Source organism: Microbulbifer rhizosphaerae (assembly GCF_014191725.1).
In the GTDB taxonomy this organism is placed as follows: Bacteria; Pseudomonadota; Gammaproteobacteria; order Pseudomonadales; family Cellvibrionaceae; genus Microbulbifer; species Microbulbifer rhizosphaerae.
This window is the reverse complement of sequence record NZ_JACHWZ010000001.1, coordinates 419,200-440,064: the sequence shown is the minus strand read 5'-3', so window position 1 is coordinate 440,064 and position 20,865 is coordinate 419,200. Positions and strand designations below refer to the sequence as shown.

The following is a 20,865-nucleotide window of genomic DNA, read 5'->3' as shown; positions in this document are numbered from 1 at the left end:
GCCAGATGCAAGGCGCACTTGCGCCGGCGTAGTCATTCTACGTCAAGCAAGTGCAACGCCGCAGATGGCTGCTTAGCGGCCCGCCCGAAGGGAGCCCCCCCCCTCTTCACCTGGTAGAGAGGGCCCACAGCCGCGTTGCAGCTCTTGAAATGGAATGACCATTCCCTGCGAGCTGCGCCTAACTGTGGACAATCTGGGGGGCTCTGGTATCACTATTTAGTACCATACAGGACACTAGGCATATTCTTCTGCGCTCACAGCCAGTCTATGCCTCATGCGGTCTGAAACTTTATTGAAATCAAAAAACAAATATTCTCACAACAGAAAAGTGACTATGGCCACAATGCAAAGAGTATCCCACCGAGGTAATTTCCGAATGATGGAAAACTGCTAGTCTGACCGTCGATACAACTTCCGCAGCTCGTCCTTCGCCCTCTCTAGCCGCTCCCGCTCTTCTTTAGACAGATTGCTGCCGGCCCGGTTGATATAGAAAGTCAGCATGGACATGGCCGAGCGGTAGGGGTCCGACTTCCTTTCCGTGCTGCGCTCCGCCGAGCGCTTGAGTGAGCGGGCAATGGCGCGCGGGTCCTTGCGGGTGAAGACACCCGGCTCCAGGTCCAGCGCGTGACTGGTTTCAGTCACTGCCTTAGACCAGCGCTTGGATTTTGGCGTAGCCACTGCGATACCCACCGTTCCAACCTCTCTTCCGGGGAAATGTACTGTCCCGCCGCTATTTTCACCAACCAAGCACCAATCTGGTGCACAACATCTTCCATTCAAACCATACACCCGTCACTTGTGGCGCCAGATAGCGCCGATGGACTGCCCAGCTAGCTCATAATTCACGTTGGCACTATTTTTGGATTGGATACCTTATGAAACACAATTCAGCTCAGCGATGACACCAAACAGCCCCCTTAACGGCCCCTGGCTGATCGCCAGCGACCTGGACGGCACCCTGCTGGACCACTACAGCTATTCCCACGCCGAGGTGGACCACCTGCTGGACAGGTTGGAGCGCCGGGAAATCCCGGTTGTGCTCAATAGCAGTAAAACCTTCGGGGAAATGCTGGAAATCCGCCGCTGGCTGCACAACCACCACCCGTTTGTCGTCGAGAACGGCTCGGCCATTTTTATCCCCGCCGGCTATTTTCCCGATATGCCCGCCGATGCGCGCGACGAAGGAAACTTCTGGGTGATCGAAACCGGCGCGCCACAGAAAAAAATACTGGAATACCTGAGACGCGACGCGGAACAAAACGGCACCCCTTACCTTGGTTTTTCAGCGGCGACCACGGAAGAAATCGTGTCGGCCACCGGCCTCAGTACCGAGCGCGCGCAGAGCGCCCGCCAGCGCAGTTATTCGGAGCCGCTGCTGTGGCGGGGCAGCGAGGCGGAAAAGCTCGCATTTTGCGAGCGCGCTTCCAAAGCCGGATTCGCCACCCTGGAAGGCGGGCGATTCCTGCACCTGCTCGGACGCACCGACAAGGGCTCGGCCACCCTGGCACTGCTGGAGGAATACCGGCGGCAACGGCACAGGGACTGCCGGCTGATCGCCGCGGGGGACAGCCCCAACGACCTGGACATGCTGCGGGCGGCCGATATCGCGGTGATTATCCGCTCCCCCAGCCATCCCCCCCCCTTACTCGAACGACATCCGTGGGTCATCGTCAGCGAGCTCCCGGGGCCGGCCGGATGGAACCAGGTAATGGAAAAGTTGTTTTTCAGCACCCGATGAGAAAGCGTGAAGACCCATAACCCCAACAGGAGCCTACCGTGACCGATTTTTTCCAGAACGGTTCGATCACCACCCTGCACAATCTGTCCCATCGCCCGCTGGAGGAACTGGAGCGGGAACTGGTGGAATTCTCCCGCCAGAGACCGATGTCCCTCCTGCTGCCCTCCCTTTACTCGGAGCTGGAGGGACAGGCTCTGCCCAAAATTCTCGACGAGCTTTGCCGTGTGCCCTATCTCTCGGAAATCGTCATCGGCCTGGACCGGGCCGACGAAGCCCAGTATCGAGACGCACTGGTTCAGTTCAGTAAACTGCCGCAACATGTACGTGTACTCTGGAACGACGGGCCGCGACTGCTCGAGCTGGATGCCGAGCTGCAAAAGCGCGGCCTGGCGCCGCTGGAACCGGGCAAGGGTCGCAATGTGTGGTACTGTCTCGGCTATATCCTGGCTTCGGACCGGGGCGAGGCAGTGGCACTGCACGACTGCGATATCGTCACCTACGACCGCCTGCTGCTGGCCCGCCTTCTCTACCCCGTAGCCAACCCCAACTTCACCTATGAGTTCTGCAAGGGCTACTACTCCCGCGTATCTTCGGGAAAGATCAATGGCCGCGTGTGCCGGTTGCTGGTCACCCCGCTGATCCGCACCCTGAAAAAAATCTATGGCAGTACCGACTACCTGGACTATATGGACAGCTTCCGCTATGCCCTGGCCGGGGAATTTTCCTTCCGCCGCGATGTGATCACCGACCTGCGCATTCCCAGCGACTGGGGCCTGGAGATCGGCGTGCTCTCGGAAATGCACCGAAACTACTCCACCAACCGCCTGTGCCAGGCGGACATCGCCCATCGCTACGACCACAAACACCAGAAGGTTTCCTTCGATGACGAAAACGCCGGACTGTCGAAAATGTCCATCGATATCGCCAAGTCCCTGTTTCGCAAACTGGCCACGCAGGGCATAGTGTTTTCCACCGAAACCTTCCGCAGTATCAAGGCAACCTATTTCCGCATCGCCCTGGATTTTGTCGAGACTTACCGCAATGATGCGATCATCAACGGTCTCGATTTTGATATTCACCGGGAAGAACAAACCGTGGAGCTTTTCGCCGTAAACCTGATGAAGGCAGGGCAGATCTTCCTCGAAAATCCGATGGAAACCCCGTTCATTCCCAGCTGGAGCCGCATCACCAGTGCCGCGCCGGAATTTCTGCACAAACTGAAAGCCGCCGTGGAGGCGGATTACGAAGAGTTCAGCGCATAGCAAACGGCCAACCTATGACCCAGACGCAACCGGAAACATCCATACAGGAAGCTGTACAACAGAAAGTGACGGATCACCTCGCAGTGATCTACCCGGGACACGATTGTCCGGCCATCGCCCGGCAACTGCTGAAACTGATGCGGCTGGACGAGGACTGCCAGTCCCCTCTAGCCCACAAGAACCTGTGGGACCAGACGGACATGATGGTGATCACCTACGCCAATACCATCCTGAAGGAAAACCAGCACCCGCTGGAAACCCTGCACCACTTTCTGAAAACTCATTTCACCATGCTGATCAACAGCGTGCATATCCTGCCCTTCTTCCCCTACTCCAGCGACGACGGATTCTCGGTGATAGATTACAAAAAGGTGAATCCCGAACTGGGGGACTGGAGCGATATCCTGCGTATCAGCACGGATTTCCATTTGATGGCGGACCTGGTGATCAACCATTGCTCCGCCCAGCACCAGTGGTTTGTCAACTTTCAGGAGGGGAAATCCCCGGGCAGGGACTATTTCTTCACTGTAGACCCGAACGAGGATCTTTCCGGCATAGTGCGTCCGAGAACCACTCCCTTGCTACGATCCATTTCCAATGGTGAAGAGACCAAGTACGTCTGGTGTACCTTTGGACCCGATCAGGTGGATCTGGATTTCCGCAATCCCCGCGTATTGATGGAAATAGTGGATATCATCCGTCTCTACCTGGACATGGGAGTTCGCATCTTTCGCATGGACGCAGTGGCCTTCGTATGGAAGAGGATAGGCAGCAGCTGCATCAACCTGGATGAGACCCACGAGATAGTGCGCCTGTTACGCACCCTCATAGAGCATGCCGATCCTAATGCAGTAATTATAACCGAAACAAATATCCCCAACCGTGAAAATCTAACCTATTTCGGTAATGCCAACGAAGCCCACTGTATCTATAATTTTTCCCTGCCGCCACTGCTGGTACACACCCTTGTCTCCGGCAACTGTCGCCACTTGAAAAGCTGGCTGATGAGTATGCCGCCAGCACAGAATGGCACCACCTACTTCAACTTTATCGCCTCTCACGACGGTATCGGCCTGCGCCCGGCGGAAGGACTGCTCAGCGAGGAAGAGCAGGAAGCCCTGATCCAGACCATGGAAAACTTCGGTGGCAAGATTTCCTGGCGGGCCCTGGATGACGGCAACAAAAAGCCCTACGAAATCAATATAGCCCTGTTTGACGCCCTCAAGGGAACCACCGCAGGGGAGGACCAGTGGCAGATCGAGCGCTTCATCTGTGCCCATGTCATTATGCTGGCACTGGAGGGAATCCCGGCCTTCTACCTGCACAGCCTGGTGGGCACCACCAACGACTACCAGCGCATGCACGAGCACGGTCACAACCGCGCCATCAATCGCCGCCAGTGGCAGGAAGCGGAACTCAACAGAAAAATCGCCGATCGGAAAAGCCACCACCACCAAGTCTTCTATCAGCTTCGCAACCTGATCCAGATAAGGCGGGAACAGCCCGCCTTCCACCCCAACGCAACCCAGTTCACCCTGCATCTGGGCGACCAGATTTTTGCCTTCTGGCGGCAAAGTATGGATCGGCGACAGAGTATCTTCTGCCTGAACAATATCTCCGACGAACCGCAGGTGGTACTGCTATCCAGCATCAACCTGATCGGCACCGAGCACTGGAAAGATCTCATCAGCAATGAATTCTTCGATGACATGTCTGCGTCGGTAACCCTGGAGCCCTACCAGACCCTGTGGATCACCAATCGGTGGTAGGAGCCCGTTTGGAGTCTTGCACGAAGCTCACCCCGGCTCGTACTGAGATCCAATTTTTGAAGACTTCAAAGCAGGCTCTTAAAAGCCTCCAAAATGTGACATATGTCACACAATAAAAGTCGCGACATGACCAGCAATTGTGCGACAGCTAATAATCCGTAACCAGAGGCAATAACCCAGAAGTGAGCCTCTCGCAGCACCATCAAAGAATCCACAACGAGACAGCCATGAAACACGCAACCATCCTGCTGTTACTGGCAGCAGCTGCCACCCTGACCGCCTGCGGCACCGTGCCCCAATCGCGCTCTCACTATATCGAACTGATCCAGAACCATAACGGCCTCGGCTCTTCCCAAAAGCTGATCTACAGCAAGGAAGTCAACCGATCCTTCGAAGCGGTGGTCGCCAATATCGAGAACAGACTGAACCAATGCGTACCGGAAGGCTATACCCAGACCTCCGTAAGAGGAAACCTCGCCTCTTCCAGCACAGTAACCAACAACCAGCGCATTGAAATCGTGAGTCCCGACAAGGCGGAGGTGACCGTGCAGCAACACCACACCGGCACCTATATGCAATCGGAAGGAGGGCTCTACCTGCTGGCGGCGGACGTGACCAAAGCCCAGCCCAACAAGGTACGGCTCGACTTTTACACCGCCAAGCACTACGCCCCTATTGCCGAAGCTATCGAAAATTGGGCGCAAGGCAGCGGCCAGTGTCACGGTATAGGCGGCAAGCCTTGACTAACCAGATGCCATCTAGACAGTTCAATCGGCGACAAACGCGATATGGCGGTTGCGGTCTTCCGCCTCCATGCATAAAAGTATCATGGACTCAACCTGCTGGCGTTCGCTCGGCGGAACTGCAGCCCTCAAGACCTGTAGTTCCGCACTCAGGTCAATAAGCTCCGCACGCTCTATCAGTGCATCCGCATCCGCTCCCTGCTGATGCTGCCAGATTTTCCAGAGCAAGGGACAGCGGGCCTGCAGTTTGTGTATCAAAGGATACAGCCGCTTCCAGTCCTCGTCCCCGACGCCGGACATCGACTCGGCCCGCCGACCGGCTGCCACGGCATCGCTGTCCAGGGAAGGTGTGTCCAGTAGAAAGATATCCCGAGCCATAAATACCAGGACCTTTGACAGTAAAGTCTCATACCTGGAAACTTCTTCAGTATAAGGACTCCAGTTGAAAGATATTTACTTCTAGATTTTTTGGCAGCTGGCGCGGAAGCCAACAGGCTCCCACGCCCTTCCCTACCACAGTCGCCCTACCGGCAACCGGCGCTGTTTTCAGGGAACTGGGTAACCACCTCTCCGGTGCCCGGCTTGATCACTACACGGGCCCACTGCTCGCCACTGGTGCCGATGACGTGCCCCATGTTTTTATCGTAGCAGATACGCCCGTCCGGCTGTACCGTGCGCCGGTCAGGAGCGGCCTGTACCGTATCGCACAGCTCCTGTCCGCCGGGCAGGCCGTTGCAGTAGCGTGCACCGGCACCACCGAACTTGCTTTTCGAAGTAAATACACTCGTATCACAATGACGAGGATAGACGTGATCATAGCTGTCTTGCGTATAGGCGCAGCCCGGGTCTCCCACCACATCTACATTGGTGGAGCAGCCGATCAGAGATATTAATAGAAAGGGTGTCAGATACACCATAGATCTGTTGAAAGTCTTCATAAAACAGTCCTCAATAGTCGTTAACAAAATAGGTTAAAAATATTTTTAACCACAGAAATACTAACGCATGATCTTTCGTAAGTTTTGAAAACAGATTCTCTGGAAAACCAAATAAAACCAAATAAATTGCATAAAAAAAAGAAAATTTCTGAACCCGCAAACACGCGATATCCTGGAATAATCCGCGTATTCACTCAGCATAAAAAATCCGTGCCGCAGGAAATATCATGGCACGGTAAACGAAGGGGGTTCGGTTACGATCCGTTATCCAGGCGCGAATCAATGGCCGCAAAAAGATTGAGAATTGAATGGCGCGCCTCGCCCGGCAGGAGGCGCAGGGCCTCGATCACCGCGTACTCCTCGTCGCTGATACTGCGCCCTTTGTGCTGGTCCATCTGCCCGCGCCCGCACAGCAGCCAGTCCAGCGAAACATCCAGTATCCGGCACAGCCTGATGGCATTATCGGTGGAGATAGCCCCATCCCGGCGCCAACGGCTGATACAGCTTTCGTTTACGCCGAGTTCCAGTGCCAGCGGGTATACCTTGCGCACTTTGCGCGCGCGCAATACCTGTTCCAGACGCTCGCCCATCGAGTTTTCTTTACAGTCGGCCAGCCCCCGCTCGAGTGTGCAAGGCGCCGGAGGAAAACCGTCGGATGGCAGGCTTGCGGAGGCTTGCTGTATCTTCACGGCCAACCTCACAGACACTTGATAAGGTAATTGACGTAGATATTGCGCGGCCGGGTTTCGCTGCTGGTGCGCGCCGGGTCACCGTCGGGCTTGGCCGGTGACAGACTCCCGGGCAGGATTGGATCGCCGCTGGCGGTGGGTGTACCCGGCGACGTTACCTGGCCCCCCTGAAACTGCTCTTGTCCGTCCCCGACCTTGGCAAACTGGTAGGCGTGCTGGTGGTCCTGCAGCGCATCCTCTTGAAGGGAGCCCACACCCGAGTATTTTTCTCCACTGGCCGGCGACAGGCGCTGGTCCACATCCGGGTCCACACCTGCGCCATTGTCCACACAGCGCAGGAACAGGCCCCGGTAATCGGGCAGGCGGAAAGTGTATTCGCCATCCCCGCCGTACAGATTGCCGATCACCTCGAACAGCATCGGGTAGGCTGCGATACCCAGTTCGCGTCCGTCGCACAGCATCCAGCCCCAGTACTCCAGCCACAGCGCGGGTTGCGCGCTGTCGTTTTCCTCGCCGTCACTGCCGAAGGGATTGGCCAACTGGCCTGCATAAGGACAGACGACACCTACCGGGACGCCGGAAATCCACTCCGCGGCAAAAGCCGGCGGCGGTACAAAAGGAGGACTGATCATGGCGTTTCTCCCGTGAATACCGGCAGTTCATCGCCTTCCTGCAGCACGGTCATATCCGTGGGCACCACCAGCTCCCAGCTTTCCCCCCGCTCTTCCTCGGCCCCGGCATCGGAGGATTCCTTAAGGGCATTGGCCAGGTTGACGTAGCGGTAGTCCGGCGCCCCCTCCTCCTGTGGGCAAAAAACCGGCGCCAGGGCGTCGGCGCCCGGCCAGATCTGGCCGCTGGCCAGGAAGTAGAGCATGCGGAAAGCGAAATCCGGCGTTACCGGCAACAGCACCCGGGCCAGCCCCGCCTGCAGGAATGCGCTGAAAAGATCGTCCTCACCGCGATACTGCTGGCTGATTGCGGTGCCCACATCGTCTTCCGTCTTGACCGTAAAGGCGTAGGCCATTTCCCCCCAGGCCAGCGCGCGGTCCAGGAACTGCACGTAGCGCTGCCCGCCCAGAGCGATATTCCCGCTCTCCCCGGTCAGTTTTTCCACGTACCGGATCAGTTGCCGCACGATGTCCCGACGCAGTTCGTCGCGCACAACCTCGCGGGCACCTAAGGGGGATGGCTGATATACCTGGCTGGGCCAGGAGCCCACTGTTTCGTAGTAGCGCTCACGCTGCCGTGTACAGCCAGCGGAAATGGCCTTGAAGGTTGCCAGTTTCCATTCTTCCAGGGCCTGTTCACCCAGTTCGGCCTCTATCTCCACCGCGACACTGTAGCCCGCGGGATTTTTCAGGGATTTTTTTGGGGTGGAGACCAGTACCGCCGCCGGTACCTGGCCGGTCTGTCCGCTCAGTTTGAGTTGCGCGGTTTCAGTTTCGCCCCCCGGATATTCGTAACTCTGCTGGCCGACACTGACACAGAGCTTCAGGCTGTCGTCACCGGGCGCGGGCGATACCGTCACATTCGCGGAGACGGCGCGATAGCCGGGCGCCACCGGGATCGATTGCCGGCACACCGGCTCGCCCCCCTGAAAGGCCGCACTGCTTATCAACCGGAGTTCCGGAGGCGGCTGTATATCCACCACATCGTACTCGGCGGCCAGGCTGGCATAGTAAGCGGGGGACTTCGGGTCGACAGAAATATCCTGGAAGTTTTTTACATCGAAATCGATCAGCGGTGGAGGCTCCCGCAGGGACAGGCCGCGAAGGCTGAAGGAGCCGGAGATATAGCCCTGCGCCGGATTGCGCACAAGAAACTCCAGGATAAAGCGCTTGCCGAGAGTGACGGTCCAGCACTGGTAGACCTTGTTGACCCAGCGGTAGATAGCGCGGAGATTATTGTCCATGCCGCTGGCGTCGACACGCCGGACAGTGCAGCGCTCGTCCCGGTCGATACTGGCGCTACTGCGCTGCCAGTGCAGCCGACGGGCCAGGGAACCGGCGGCGCGCTGGGTCAACAGGCGCGCGGCGCGGGTGGCATCGCTGTTAAGCGTTTTCTGCGGTTTGCCATCCACCGGCTGCACGGTCCCATCCACAATCACAGTCAGCTGCTTGGCCGGCGGGCCGTACTGGCTCTCGTAGTGGTACTGGAAATTCTCCTCCAGGGTATTGAGGGCTTCCGCCAGCAGGTCCTGGCGCTGGCCGGACAATTCCCGGTCCACCTGCTGCAAGCCGCTGTCGGACTCCAGCTCCTCTACGCGGGATTCTCGCAGCCGCCGCTCCGACGACTCCTTGTACTCGCCGCGCATTACATTTTCTATACCACTGACTTCGCCCAGGCAGTATCCGCGCAGTCGCTGTCTCACCAGCTTCAGATTGCCGATGGCATAGGGAACCGGGCCCGTATCCGGCGCACCGCCCTGCGCGCTCTCTTTGGCCGACGGAAGTGGAAACACCGTACCGGGCAACACCGCCGTGGCCCGGATACCTTCGGCCAGGCGCTCCGCCGGCCAGAGAAGAGCGGGCTCCGGCGGGAGGACTTCACCGTCCGCATCGCTCTCCGGCGGTTCGGGCTCACTGGCAACAATACGCGCAACCAGCGCAGCCAGGGTCAGGGCTGCCAGCAGTTGGTCCCCCAGTTGCCGGTTGAAGCCCGGTTGCACATTCAGCGCCATCAGGTTTTGCCAGCAGCGCTCCATTTTTCCGCTGTAGATTTCGCCGAGCCAGTATTCCCGTATGGCACTCCAGCTCATTTCCAGCGCCATCTCCGTGCGCTGCTTGAACTCCCTCAGGTCGACGGGAGGAGAGCGGCGAAACTCTTCATCCAGAGACGGCAACCTGTCCATGGGCGCACCCAGGGCATCGATAGTGCGCAGATAGCGGCCGGTGTAGGGCGCCTTCTCCGTCAGGAACAGGTCGGCCTGATCCACCATGGCCCCCCGTCCCTGCTGGCGCGCCTCGACCAGTTCCCGGTAGAGACTGTTCTGGGGCGCCGAATCAGTATCGTACTGTACGAAGCGATTCTCCAGTTCCACGTCGGTAATGCCCGGCCACTGGGCCAGGTACAAATAGGGAAACAGATCGGATTCCGGGGGGCGCTCGACAATCACCCCGGTTTCCGCAGGCTCACCTTCGGGCGGCAGCGGAACCGGTGGCGGCGGGTCCGGGGAATCTCCGCCAAACAGCAGTTCGTTCCGAGCCTCGCCGTCGGGGTACTCCAGGCGGGTAACCAATAGGCTTTTGGAGCTGGCCGTATAATGCATTTCTCCGTTGACAGCGCGCATCGGGTTTTGCGGGTCCGGCTGCGAGAAGAAGTGCAACGGGTTTTGCTTGTCGGGTAGGGGCAGCGGTGCCTGGGCAATAATATGCCCCAGCCATTCGACTTCTATGTAACCGCGACCGATACCGCCGAACCTCCAGCGAAAAATTACCGGCCCGATCTCTCGTTTTTCCGGATAGTCATTCATAAATTATTCCAGACCTCAGTAATCAGCGGCAGGCGAAGCACAACTGCCAGTAGTATGACAGTTGAGCCGCGCCATCCAATCACAGGCAATCCGGTCACTCCCCAAGGTTCACTCCTCAAGGCGACGTAACGGGGATTCCCACGGTGTGCACATTGGGTTGAGTGGGGGCCTCGATATAGCGGGTCCACCCTTCCTGGCCCTCGAATACCGTGTAAAAGGCATAGGCCGAAGTGATCGGGGAATTACCAGCACCCGCGATCAGGTCGAGAATGTTGACGTCGCCGTTGACACTATCCACTGAGAAATCCGTCTTCAGTTCGATATATAATGTCTTCGTCGGTGCCGTACGCCCGTTCTCGGTCAAATAGACAACACCGATATCGGCACGGTTGTCGAAACCGGTATAGTGCAGCTCGCTGAATACCATGGCGGTTTCCTCGGTATCGTTCGCAGCTATCCACTCCGTCAGCAAGCGGCTCATCACCGTTTTTACGGTGTCCTCATTGAAATAGTTATTCAGCCCGAAATAGCCACTGAAGGAATTCGATCTGCCATTAAGATACCTTGCGGTGTCATCGGCGAGATTCTTCTCCACATATTGGGCCATGGTTGCAAAGGTCATCAGTGATCTCCTCTTTTAATACAGCCCCCGCAACGCGGGGGCTATCGGGTCTTACGCCTGGGCGAAGCTGCCGGTGGTGGCGTTGTAGTTGGCGGTAATCTCGGTGGTAGAACCGCCGAAGGTCAGGGTGAGACTGGGGCTGAAAACATCGGTAACCACCATGCCGTCCTGGATGCTGCTGTTCATGAAGAGCTTGATATTCTCGTAAGGCGTGAAAGTGGCCACATGCTTGCTGGGTACCCAGTCCGCATTGATCGGCCTGTTCGGATAGGCGGTACCGTTCACCTGCACGTTCTGCGCCAGGCCAAAACAGAGACCCTCCGCCTGATCGAGCGGCGTCTGATTGATGACACCGTACTGACCTTCGGAGAGTCGTCCGGAAGGAGACGGCGTGCCGAAGTTGCCATTCTGGAAGGCGTACAGCATCTGCGCCCTGGCCATCTCGTCGGACATCTTCTGGATGGTCGCGCCGCCTTGAATCTGGGTGGTGGAGGCATAGATTGCGTACTCTTCCTCCCAGGTGACGGTGTTGTTCTCGAAGGGGTAGAAGCAAACCCAAGCAACGGGCTGGCCGTTGGCGGACTGCTTGATCAGGGTGACCTTTTCACCCGCCTTGTAGAGTGTGTCCAGGTCCTGTTTTGGAAAGTCGATATTGAGGGTATAGGTAGGCATCGGTATGACTCCTGTTAATTGAAAAATTAATCGCAGCTGTATTTTTGCTGCGGCCATTCGGCGGAAACCGTCTGACAGGAGTCTCTATCTCAAAAGCCATGCCAACTTTAAAATTCAATAAAAACAATAAGTTAGGGTCAGACAAGACGGACATCTCGGGTGTCGGCAGTGTCTGTTCCGACACTGCCGACACTGCCGACAGCGAAATTCTTGTGACTGCAGGACAGGTGGGTATAATCGGTCTGTGCCGGAGAGCACTTCCGGCAACAATAAAGATTAAAAGGATAAGCGGACTTGCCCACACGGCTGTCCTGCAGGAGGAAACATGGCTGTTTTCAAATCACTCGATACCGCCGCACCCGACTATATCGTCGATGTGGACTTCGATACCCAGACACTGGAACTGAAGCTGCCCATTCAGAACCTGTCGATCCTTGCCGGAAGCAATCTACTGCTGCGTTTTCAAAATCTGCCCTCAGGCTGGTCCCCCACCGTGGAATTCAGCAACAACGACGGCCAGACCATTGTTGCCGGCGGCCCCTTCGAGCAGCTGGTGGTGGGCCGCAATCAGGTCCTGGCCATCAACGCCCAATCGGATACCTCCCTGTTCCAATTCCGCGCCCTGATCCAGCGGGGATTCGGTGTCCACAATGAGGACAATTCCGCAATCATCTTCTCCCAGTGGCTCCCCTTCGAACTGATACGGGAAACGGATGAAGACCGCCTGATTACAATCCAGGTACTTCCCGATGGAGAGGGCCTGACAGTGAATCCGCTTCAGATCACGATCAAAGAGGGAATGCGGGTTGTCTGGGATTTCAGCGAGGTTGCCAAGGAGTACCACCAGCCACTGGTTATCTACGGGCGGCCGATACTGGAACAGCCACCGGCGGACCCCCAGACCTTTTTCGGTCCTCATGAAAGCTTTGTTTATCGCGGTAATACCCTGGTGGAGGGCAACGGTAATAATGGTATCAAGGGGATTTATCGCTACGGCGTTTATCTGCTGGATATCCGAACACGGGCAATTGTTGTTAGGTCCAGTGGCGACCCGCAGACTGATAATGAAGGGGATTCGACTGTTGCACGGTAGCATAGAATGCCACACCAATAAACATAGCTTTCGTTTCCAGCTCTTTAATGGTTTTCATTATTTTCAGGCAAGGAATCAGGCACAGGAGTATTTCGAAATACCGGTAGATTAAACCAGCGCCTGTCCATTCCTCGACGCAGTGCAGCCCGAGCATTAACTATTGCTGATTCATATTCACCAACCAAGGAATAGACCAGCGCTGCTTGATAAGCGATCTCTGGATCTTCTGGCGAACTGGACAGTGCTTCCAAAGTGAGCTCAATCGCCATGCCATATTCTTCCAAATGCGCTAAACACTGAGCTCTAACCATTTTGCCATAAGCACCCTCATCGCCCCTCGGCTTTTTCTGATTTAAAACACTTCTGTATAAATCCAGCGCTATCTCCCTGTTCCCCAATGCCATTTCTGCATCTGCCAGGTTGAGTATTGCAACACGATGCCCGGGCTGTATTTCCAAGGCATAAGTAAAATTCACTCTGGCTTCTTGATAGTTCTCTTTAAGCATCAGGGCCAAACCGAGATTAACCAAATAGCTTCGATGCCTTTTTATTTCCAATAATCTTTTATAAATAGATACAGCTCTATCTACATCACCATAGAGCAACTCTACCAACCCACGCTGCCCTAACGCCAATGTATTACCAGGCGTTAAATTTAAAATTTTATCAACTTTATCTCTAGCAGTATCCACATCTCCATTACGGATAGCTAACGCTGCTGCACGGTACCAAGCGCTCCAAGATATTGAGGCCATACTGGAAGCTTTCGTTACAAGACTAAGAGCCTTAGAAATATCTCCGCGATGCTCCGCAATACGAGAGCGCAACAATAAAACTTCCGGATCACCTGGCGACATACTTGAAATCTTATTCACAATCTCCTCTGCAATTTCAATATCTCCAGAATCAATAGATAATAATGCCTTTCGCTGCAAAACCACTACCGGGTTTGGATGAGCAAACTGCAAACGCCCTATAATATTCTTCGCTCGCTCCAAATAGAACATCTTCTCAGTATCGCTAAAGAGGTCATGAGCAAGATCCACAGCCATTACCTCAGCAGCAAAGAATCCTGGCGCTTCTGAAATAAGCTTATCAAGCTTATTAAACAAAACCTGGCGATCTCCAACACCCTGATTTAAAGAAGAATATATTTCTACGAATCGAGAATAATCTGAATAAGATAAAGCCGAATAACCAATGGATTGTCTAGACTCCATGCCTCTATAAATTGCCAAAACCTGAGAAAGCACAGCTTGAGAACTCTGACTCAAATACTCTTTTGGAACCGAAAATTGAACTTGCTTCAATAGAGCTCCATCGCCTGTGCGAATCCTCTGCAACTGCACATTACCAAGGGGATTCTCAGGCTGGAAACGGACATTAATCCACTCGTCGGATCCAGCAAGCTTCGCCAGCTGTGCAGGGTCTGAACCCTCTACAGGTAGCCGGTGATAGAGAATGGGTTGTATTGATCCCAAAAGGTGCAAACCATTGACAACACTGCTCCAAATTACCGTATCCATCGGTGTATCCTCCCCTTCCCGGTAATATTCCGGCTGCGCTAGGAAGACTCGTAGCTGTCGCCCGGAGACGCCCGGCTCGGAGATTAAATACATCAACAGACCCAGAAATACAGTAAAAAGCAAAGGCAACCCACGCCGAATCGCAGACACTGAGAGAAACCGATGTTTTGTCCTGAGTCTAAGCACATCGACACCGTCGCAAAAATCTCGCAGCACGACTATGGCATCACCGAGTGTCGGGAGACGGCGGCTGGGGTCTTTTTCCAACATCCGCAGAACCAGGTCAGCCAAGGCCGCCGGCACTTTCTGGTGTAGGATTTCGATACCTCTGGGCATGCGGTTAAGCAGGCTATTGAGCGTGGCCGCGGGATTATCAGCGGAAAAGGGGCGCAGGCCGGTGAGCATTTCAAACAACACACAGCCGAGGGAAAAAATATCGCTGCGACAATCGAGCGACCGCCCCATTACCACTTCCGGCGACATATAGGGAATGGTGCCGGCCAGCTGCTGTAGATGTTCTCCGCTGTCGGAAATGGTCTGCAATTCTTCGAACAGCCGCCAATGTGCCAGACCAAAATCCAGGACTTTGGCGCGACCGGTCAGGTCAATCATGATATTCGAGGGTTTGAGATCCGCGTGAATCACTCCCGACTGGTGGGCATAGTGAAGCGCTTCAGCGATTTGCAGCCCCAGACGCACGGCCTTATCCAGGGCCATACCATCCGGCAAAAGGTGAGCCGAAAGCGTATCGCCACGGATATATTCCATGGCGATACAAGGCCCTTCGCTGACAAAGCCATAGATGGTGACAATACCTGGATGCTGCAGTGAGGAGGCAATTTTCGCCTCGCGAATCAACCGCTCGACGCGCCCTTCCGGGGCGCCGGCCGAATCGACATATTTGAGGGCCACATCGCGGTCGAGCACGCTGTCGCGAGCGCGGTAAACCACCCCCATACCCCCGCGGCCGATTCTCTCGACGACCCGGTAACCGGCAACGCTTGTCGGATCCAACACACTCCCCCGGGCATTGTTCCAGTGTCCTGTCTCATATTAAATGGTAATTTCAGCGGGCCGCCCGAAGGGAGCCCCCCAAATCGTCCACAGCTGCGTTGCAGCTCTTGAAAATGGAATGACCATTCCCTGCGAGCTGCGCCTAACTGTGAACAATTTGAGGGGCTCTGAAATCACCATTTAATATGAGACAGGACACTACCTTTGATTATTGTTCGGGATGTAACTTGGAACGCGGCGGCGACTATATCATAATCGCCGAGAACCAGTTCTCAGGAGGAGTGCTGTGCTATGCCCATCGGCGACCGGGAAACAGACACATCGGAAGACACCCTGAGTGCCTCCCGCCGATTCCAGTTCGAAGGCGAACTACTCCTTCCCACACTTACCATTCTCTGGCATCCGGATCGCCGCTGCATCGGCGCCAGCACCCCCGTGCTGTGGAATCGCGCCGGTGAATTCGAATTATCCCGCTGGGCGCCCCTGTTCCTGCTGGGGGACGGCTCCGAATTCTCCCTGGGCGACCGCCGTATCTCCCGCAACCCCCTGCTGCTGAAACAGCTGGCGGAGGGAATCTCGATTCAACCGCCCTCCACCAGCATGCCGGTGCAGATCGGCGCAGAACAGATTGAAAGCTCCCTCACAGTGAATGAACAATCGCTCGAGGACGGCATTGCCATCTGCCTAGGGCGCAGGGTGGCACTCTGCCTGCACAGGGCGCCACCACAGCGCGAACACCGCTCGCCCCTCCTGGATTTGGCCGGCAGCGGCCACCATATGGACCGGGTGCGCCAGCAGATCCGCCGGGCGGCGCAGGCCAATGCCAGTGTACTGATACGCGGGGAGAGCGGAACCGGCAAGGAACTGGTCGCCCGGGCTATTCACCACCTCAGCGGGCGGAGCGAACGGCCGATGGTCTCCGTGAATATGGCCACACTGGGTGGCGAGCTCGCCGCCGCCGAACTCTTCGGTGTGCGCCAGGGGGCCTATACCGGCGCCCGCACCAGCCGGCCGGGCCTGATTTGCGAAGCGGACGGCTCCACCCTGTTTATGGATGAAATCGGCGACGCCAGCCCCTCGGTGCAAGTGATGTTGCTACGGGTTTTGGAGGACGGCCGCCTGCGGCCACTGGGGGACAGTCGCGAGCGCAGTGTGGACGTGCGCTTTATCGCCGCCACCGACCGTCCCCTGGAAGCCGACGTGGAACGGCCCTTCAACCAGCCCCTGCGGCGGCGCCTGGAAGCGGTGTGCATCCAGCTTCCCCCGTTGCGCCAGCGACGTGAGGATTTCGGCGAATTGCTGGCAGGCTTTGTCAGCGGGGCGGAAGCCGAGCTGGGCCACCCGGTGCGCATTCCCGCCGATCTGGTGTGCACCCTGGCCATGCAGCCCTGGCCCGGCAATGTGCGCGAACTCAGAAACTTCGTCACCCGCCTGGCCATCCATGCCGAGCCCGACGGAACCATTTGCTGGGATGACGAGCTGGCGGAGCAGCTGCACATCGACCCGCTAAAGGAGGAAATCGGCACCGGCCCCGCAGCGAACCGCATCCGCTACCGGGACCCGGCCACCGTCTCGGAATCCGAGCTGCTGCGGGCGCTGAACGACAATGGCTGGCGGGTAATGCCCGCGGCCAAGTCCCTCGGCGTCTCGCGGACCTCCATGTACGCCCTGCTGAAACAGAGCCCTGAAGTGCGGGCCGTGGAGAAAATCCCCGAGGAGGAAATTTACCGGGTTATGGAACAGGGCCCGGACCTGGATGCCTGGGCGACACAGCTCAAGACTCCCCGGGAGGCCCTGAAACGTCGCGTCAGCACTCTCGAACCGGAGCGGGCATGATCAGGCGGGTTCGACGCCGGCTTCTCCACTGGTGGAGATCCGACCCAACCGCGCCTCATTGCCCTTCCCGGGCAATCCGGGAATGTTCTGCGCCAGCAGCAGGGAGACCGCGGCCATTCCCGCACCGCACCAGAACACCGCCGCCGGCGATACCAGCCACATTAATCCGAACAGCACTGGAATCACCACCGCGGCGATATGGTTGATGGTAAAGCTCACCGCAGCTGAGGCGGCGATATCCCGCTCGTCGACGATCTTCTGGAAATAGGACTTGATGGCAATGGCCATGGAGAAAAACAAGTGGTCGACGATATACAGGGCTGCGGCCACTTCCGCGCTCTGCACCAGGGCGTAGCTGCCGAACACCAGGATCAGGCCGATATATTCGATGGTGAGCGCGTTGCGCTCGCCGAAGCGCACGATCAATTTGCCGATGCGTGGAGCCACGAAGAGATTGAGCAGGTGGTTGAGGATAAACAGCGTAGCGATCTCGCCCACGCTGTAGCCGAATTTCTCCACCATCAGGAAACCGGCAAAGACTACGAAGATCTGCCGGCGCGCGCCGCTCATAAAGGTGAGCGCGTAGTAGAGCCAATAGCGCCTGCGCAGGATCAGTTTCTTGTGCTGGCTATGCGGCTGGGGAAACTCCGGAAACAGCAGCCAGACCGCCACCACCATCCCCACAGTAACGCTTCCGCCCAGCAGATAGATCCAGTGGTACTCCACTTGCAGCAGATCCGAAGTCAGCCATACCAGGCCATAGGCGACCAGCGAGGCCAGGGAACCGGCGGCCACCATGCGCCCGAGCCAGATGGCCGAAGTCTCCTTCGGCAGCCACTGCAGCGCCAGTGAGGTCTTCAGCGCTTCGTAGTAATGGAACCCCGTGGACATCAGCAGCGTGGTCAGCAGCAGGCCCGCGGTGGTCGGGAACCAGCCGGTGAGCGCCACTCCCAGGCCGGTGGCGATCAATGCCAGGAAGGCCAGCCGCTGCTCGCGCACCAGCAACAGCACGAAGATAACGGTGAAAGCCAGAAAACCCGGAATCTCCCGCACACTCTGCAGCAGGCCGATCTCGGCGCCGGTAAAGGCGGCCCGCTCGATCACGAAATTGTTGAGCAGCGCCTGCCAGATACCGAAGGAAAGCGGCATGGCCGCCGCCAGCAATAACAACATGATTTCCGGGCGGCGCCAGTTGTGCGGGGTACTCATTGGTGAACTCTTCTCGAACAGCTGTAGATACTTCGTCATGCCAGTGCAAGCCTGTATCCAGTGCAGTGGCCCCTGTTCCGGCTTGCGCCGGAACGACGAAAGCGCGTGGCAGGGAAATCAGGCAGACATTCTAACCCTTCGGCCGCCGGGAGGGGGCCGCACCGGGGAGGCGCGGCGGAGTGGCATAATTTCAGGTTATTTGACTCGGGACATGGCCTCCAGTCCCAGGCGCCGCGCGGTATCCCCCAGCAACCTCTCCAGGCGATCCGCCAAGCGGACGGGTGCAGCTTCATCGGCGGTACCGGTTTTCTTTGCGGCGCAACAATTTTCGTTGCTAACATAACGGCTGACTGACATAACTGTCTCTCCCTGGCTGTTGAATCCGGGAGCTATTCTGCCGCCGGAACCCGCGGCAGACCAACGATCCATTCTTGAATGAATCATAAGAAAAACTTATGACAAAAATACTATCCCAACTGGGCGCGCTGCGCTGTGTTGAGGCCGCGGCGCGACACCAGAGCTACACTCGGGCCGCGAACGAACTGCATGTTTCCCAGGCGGCGGTCAGCCAGCAGATCCGCCAGGTAGAGGAAGTACTCGGGGTAAAGCTGTTTATCCGCCGCGGCCGCGGCATGATCCCGACCGCCAAGGGCAGGCAGCTCGCGGCACAGCTGACGAAGGGTTTTCAGGCCATTGTCGACGGCGTCCACCAGATCCAGACCGAGCCGGTGGCGGGCACCCTGAATGTCACCACCACCCAATCCCTCGGCACCATGCTGCTGATGCCCAACCTGTGGAAATTCCGCCAGCAGCATCCGGAGATCAATGTGCGGGTGATGGTGTCCGCCGAAGTGGAGGACCTGAAGCACGGGGACATGGACGTGGCGATCCGCTTCGGCTTCTCCGAACACCCGGGGCTGCACCGGGCGATGCTGTTCGAAGATCCCCTGGTCGCCCTCTGCTCACCCCGGCTGCTGGACCATGTGGACCTGTCCGACCCGCAGAATCTCAGGGAGTGCTGGCTGGTGGACGCCAACTACCGCCCCGGGCTCGACTGGCCGGCCTGGCTGAAACTGGCGGGGCTGGATTTCCCTCCCGGGGAGATCAAGTGGCTGCAGGTCAACAACCTGGACATGGCACTGAGCGCGGTGCTTTCCGGGCACGGGCTCTTCCTGGGTTCCCTCACCCTGTCGAAACAGCTGATCGACGCCGGCACCCTGGTCAAGCCCTTCCCCCACCGTATTGAAAACGGTATCCGCTACAGCTTCCTGTACGACGAATCCTCGCCGCGGGTCGAGCGGATACAGGTGTTCAGGGACTGGTTGTTCAAACTGGTGCAGGAGTCCGACGATATCCGCTGAAAGGTGTCCAGTCAGCACTCCGCCCGAACTGCTGCGGCTTCTGACAACACCCCGTCAGCTACTGGAAATACGTCTCGTACTGCTGCGGCATCGCATCGATGGGGCGGATCTCGATGTCCTTGTAGAACACTTCCGCTGCTTCGCTCTGAATCTGCAGCTTGCCCCCTGTCAGGGGCTCGACCTTGCCGTTTACCACGTGGCGTGAATTCTTCAATGCCATGACGACCTTGCCGTTGGCAATGTGCACGCAGCGGTCTTCGTAGCAGACCAGTTCTATCTGGTTCCAGTCGCCCTTGATCTCGACGTCTTCACCCCGGCGGCAGTGATTGGCGACCGCACCGAACTGCTCGCCGTTGGCGGCGAAGGTGAGCCAGGGCGCGCCCTTTTTGTAGCTATACAAATCGCTGCCGGCTGATTTGGCTGCCGAGATGTCGATCTGTGCGTTTCCGATGGTCCAGTAGTCACCGATGCCTTCCTCGATGATCTGGAATTCCTGCGACTGCATCCACGAATGCCAATAGTCGACGCCGAACTCGCCCGTACTGTGGTAGAGCACGCCCGAGTCCTTGAGCTCGGTAAGACGCGGCTCCCACTTCCTGTCGCCCCATTTGAACCTGGCGCGAAAATGGTAGTTGGAAAACGTCTGTTTAGTGGCAGAGCTACCGTAGATCTCGCCGCTGATGCGCAGCACCAGCGTGCCGTCATCATCGATGACGGAGAACACGCGTCTTTCGTCCTTGTTGAGACCGATGGGCTTGAGCGATTTCGGCGCAGTGCCGGTCACGACGCTGTCGATCACGTCGCCCGGGTAGCTCAGGTACACGTCCCACTGGCTGAAATCCTTGTCGAGCAGATTGTGCCACGACGAGTCGGTGGCATACGTCGGCAAGCCATAACAGGCGATTAGTAACAATATAGCGC

The 20,865-nt window shown here is 57.2% G+C and carries 19 protein-coding genes; 7 read left to right on the top strand and 12 right to left on the bottom strand.

Annotated elements, in window-relative coordinates; translation table 11 throughout:
• Window positions 1-390 precede the first annotated feature (390 nt).
• Window positions 391-678 (bottom strand): DUF3175 domain-containing protein, encoded by a 288-nt coding sequence (locus FHS09_RS23030; RefSeq protein ID WP_183456065.1) that lies wholly within the window; start codon window positions 676-678, stop codon window positions 391-393.
• A 220-nt stretch (window positions 679-898) separates the two neighbouring features.
• Here FHS09_RS23030 and FHS09_RS01820 point away from each other — a divergent pair, with 220 nt between their 5' ends.
• The 4 genes from FHS09_RS01820 to FHS09_RS01805 all read left to right on the top strand — a co-directional run bounded on the left by FHS09_RS01820 (window position 899) and on the right by FHS09_RS01805 (window position 5,512).
• Window positions 899-1,738 (top strand): HAD-IIB family hydrolase, encoded by an 840-nt coding sequence (locus FHS09_RS01820; protein ID WP_183456063.1) that lies wholly within the window; start codon window positions 899-901, stop codon window positions 1,736-1,738.
• A gap of 38 nt (window positions 1,739-1,776) precedes the next feature.
• Window positions 1,777-3,000 (top strand): glycosyltransferase family protein, encoded by a 1,224-nt coding sequence (locus FHS09_RS01815; RefSeq protein ID WP_183456061.1) that lies wholly within the window; start codon window positions 1,777-1,779, stop codon window positions 2,998-3,000.
• Window positions 3,001-3,014: 14 nt separating this feature from the next.
• Window positions 3,015-4,769, top strand: coding sequence for a sugar phosphorylase (locus FHS09_RS01810; RefSeq protein ID WP_183456059.1), 1,755 nt, complete (start codon window positions 3,015-3,017; stop codon window positions 4,767-4,769).
• 227 nt (window positions 4,770-4,996) lie between these two features.
• Window positions 4,997-5,512 (top strand): hypothetical protein, encoded by a 516-nt coding sequence (locus FHS09_RS01805; RefSeq protein WP_183456057.1) that lies wholly within the window; start codon window positions 4,997-4,999, stop codon window positions 5,510-5,512.
• Between the two features lie 24 nt (window positions 5,513-5,536).
• Here the strand turns inward: FHS09_RS01805 and FHS09_RS01800 are convergent, their stop codons facing one another.
• From FHS09_RS01800 to FHS09_RS01770, 7 genes are all read right to left on the bottom strand, one after another.
• The gene (locus tag FHS09_RS01800; RefSeq protein ID WP_183456055.1) at window positions 5,537-5,890 is read right to left on the bottom strand and encodes a hypothetical protein; all 354 of its coding nucleotides are present in this window, start codon (window positions 5,888-5,890) and stop codon (window positions 5,537-5,539) included.
• A gap of 146 nt (window positions 5,891-6,036) precedes the next feature.
• Window positions 6,037-6,450: a hypothetical protein gene (locus tag FHS09_RS01795; protein WP_183456053.1), complete on the bottom strand. Its 414-nt coding sequence runs from the start codon at window positions 6,448-6,450 to the stop codon at window positions 6,037-6,039.
• A 254-nt stretch (window positions 6,451-6,704) separates the two neighbouring features.
• Window positions 6,705-7,040, bottom strand: coding sequence for a helix-turn-helix domain-containing protein (locus tag FHS09_RS01790; RefSeq protein ID WP_183456051.1), 336 nt, complete (start codon window positions 7,038-7,040; stop codon window positions 6,705-6,707).
• A 107-nt stretch (window positions 7,041-7,147) separates the two neighbouring features.
• Complete coding sequence (locus FHS09_RS01785) at window positions 7,148-7,771, bottom strand: phage tail protein (RefSeq protein WP_183456049.1); 624 nt, start codon at window positions 7,769-7,771, stop codon at window positions 7,148-7,150.
• Complete coding sequence (locus FHS09_RS01780; RefSeq protein ID WP_183456047.1) at window positions 7,768-10,611, bottom strand: hypothetical protein; 2,844 nt, start codon at window positions 10,609-10,611, stop codon at window positions 7,768-7,770. Before FHS09_RS01780 ends, FHS09_RS01785 begins: the two co-directional genes overlap by 4 nt.
• A gap of 115 nt (window positions 10,612-10,726) precedes the next feature.
• Window positions 10,727-11,233, bottom strand: coding sequence for a hypothetical protein (locus tag FHS09_RS01775; RefSeq protein WP_183456045.1), 507 nt, complete (start codon window positions 11,231-11,233; stop codon window positions 10,727-10,729).
• Window positions 11,234-11,284: 51 nt separating this feature from the next.
• Window positions 11,285-11,905 (bottom strand): hypothetical protein, encoded by a 621-nt coding sequence (locus FHS09_RS01770; RefSeq protein WP_183456043.1) that lies wholly within the window; start codon window positions 11,903-11,905, stop codon window positions 11,285-11,287.
• 325 nt (window positions 11,906-12,230) lie between these two features.
• Between FHS09_RS01770 and FHS09_RS01765 the strand changes: the two genes are divergently transcribed.
• On the top strand, window positions 12,231-12,998 hold the full coding sequence (locus FHS09_RS01765; RefSeq protein ID WP_183456041.1) for a hypothetical protein: 768 nt from the start codon (window positions 12,231-12,233) through the stop codon (window positions 12,996-12,998).
• 44 nt (window positions 12,999-13,042) lie between these two features.
• On the opposite strand, the gene FHS09_RS01760 is transcribed toward FHS09_RS01765, so the two are convergent.
• Entirely contained in the window at window positions 13,043-15,538 is a 2,496-nt protein-coding gene (locus tag FHS09_RS01760; protein ID WP_221191723.1) for a serine/threonine-protein kinase, read from the bottom strand.
• A 291-nt stretch (window positions 15,539-15,829) separates the two neighbouring features.
• On the opposite strand from FHS09_RS01760, the gene FHS09_RS01755 reads away from it, so the two are divergent.
• Complete coding sequence (locus FHS09_RS01755) at window positions 15,830-17,374, top strand: sigma-54-dependent transcriptional regulator (RefSeq protein ID WP_183456036.1); 1,545 nt, start codon at window positions 15,830-15,832, stop codon at window positions 17,372-17,374.
• Here the strand turns inward: FHS09_RS01755 and FHS09_RS01750 are convergent, their stop codons facing one another.
• Both FHS09_RS01750 and FHS09_RS01745 read right to left on the bottom strand, forming a co-directional pair.
• Window positions 17,375-18,583, bottom strand: a complete 1,209-nt coding sequence (locus FHS09_RS01750; RefSeq protein ID WP_183456034.1) for an MFS transporter — start codon at window positions 18,581-18,583, stop codon at window positions 17,375-17,377. It abuts the gene before it with no gap.
• A 195-nt stretch (window positions 18,584-18,778) separates the two neighbouring features.
• On the bottom strand, window positions 18,779-18,940 hold the full coding sequence (locus FHS09_RS01745) for a hypothetical protein (protein WP_183456032.1): 162 nt from the start codon (window positions 18,938-18,940) through the stop codon (window positions 18,779-18,781).
• Window positions 18,941-19,038: 98 nt separating this feature from the next.
• On the opposite strand from FHS09_RS01745, the gene FHS09_RS01740 reads away from it, so the two are divergent.
• Window positions 19,039-19,944, top strand: a complete 906-nt coding sequence (locus FHS09_RS01740; protein WP_183456030.1) for a LysR substrate-binding domain-containing protein — start codon at window positions 19,039-19,041, stop codon at window positions 19,942-19,944.
• A gap of 58 nt (window positions 19,945-20,002) precedes the next feature.
• Here the strand turns inward: FHS09_RS01740 and FHS09_RS01735 are convergent, their stop codons facing one another.
• Window positions 20,003-20,857 carry a 3-keto-disaccharide hydrolase gene (locus FHS09_RS01735; protein ID WP_183456028.1) on the bottom strand — a complete coding sequence of 285 codons (855 nt, stop codon included), beginning with the start codon at window positions 20,855-20,857 and terminating at the stop codon, window positions 20,003-20,005.
• Between the last annotated feature and the right edge of the window lie 8 nt (window positions 20,858-20,865).

Coding starts and splice junctions, on each gene's coding strand:
- FHS09_RS01785 (WP_183456049.1), bottom strand. CDS start 7,771: ATGATCAGTCCTCCTTTTGTACCGCCGCCGGCTTTTGCCGCGGAGTGG.
- FHS09_RS01790 (WP_183456051.1), bottom strand. CDS start 7,040: ATGGGCGAGCGTCTGGAACAGGTATTGCGCGCGCGCAAAGTGCGCAAG.
- FHS09_RS01795 (WP_183456053.1), bottom strand. CDS start 6,450: ATGAAGACTTTCAACAGATCTATGGTGTATCTGACACCCTTTCTATTA.
- FHS09_RS01810 (WP_183456059.1), top strand. CDS start 3,015: ATGACCCAGACGCAACCGGAAACATCCATACAGGAAGCTGTACAACAG.
- FHS09_RS01800 (WP_183456055.1), bottom strand. CDS start 5,890: ATGGCTCGGGATATCTTTCTACTGGACACACCTTCCCTGGACAGCGAT.
- FHS09_RS01770 (WP_183456043.1), bottom strand. CDS start 11,905: ATGCCTACCTATACCCTCAATATCGACTTTCCAAAACAGGACCTGGAC.
- FHS09_RS01740 (WP_183456030.1), top strand. CDS start 19,039: ATGACAAAAATACTATCCCAACTGGGCGCGCTGCGCTGTGTTGAGGCC.
- FHS09_RS01805 (WP_183456057.1), top strand. CDS start 4,997: ATGAAACACGCAACCATCCTGCTGTTACTGGCAGCAGCTGCCACCCTG.
- FHS09_RS01775 (WP_183456045.1), bottom strand. CDS start 11,233: ATGACCTTTGCAACCATGGCCCAATATGTGGAGAAGAATCTCGCCGAT.
- FHS09_RS01765 (WP_183456041.1), top strand. CDS start 12,231: ATGGCTGTTTTCAAATCACTCGATACCGCCGCACCCGACTATATCGTC.
- FHS09_RS01750 (WP_183456034.1), bottom strand. CDS start 18,583: ATGAGTACCCCGCACAACTGGCGCCGCCCGGAAATCATGTTGTTATTG.
- FHS09_RS01820 (WP_183456063.1), top strand. CDS start 899: ATGACACCAAACAGCCCCCTTAACGGCCCCTGGCTGATCGCCAGCGAC.
- FHS09_RS01755 (WP_183456036.1), top strand. CDS start 15,830: ATGCCCATCGGCGACCGGGAAACAGACACATCGGAAGACACCCTGAGT.
- FHS09_RS01745 (WP_183456032.1), bottom strand. CDS start 18,940: ATGTCAGTCAGCCGTTATGTTAGCAACGAAAATTGTTGCGCCGCAAAG.
- FHS09_RS01780 (WP_183456047.1), bottom strand. CDS start 10,611: ATGAATGACTATCCGGAAAAACGAGAGATCGGGCCGGTAATTTTTCGC.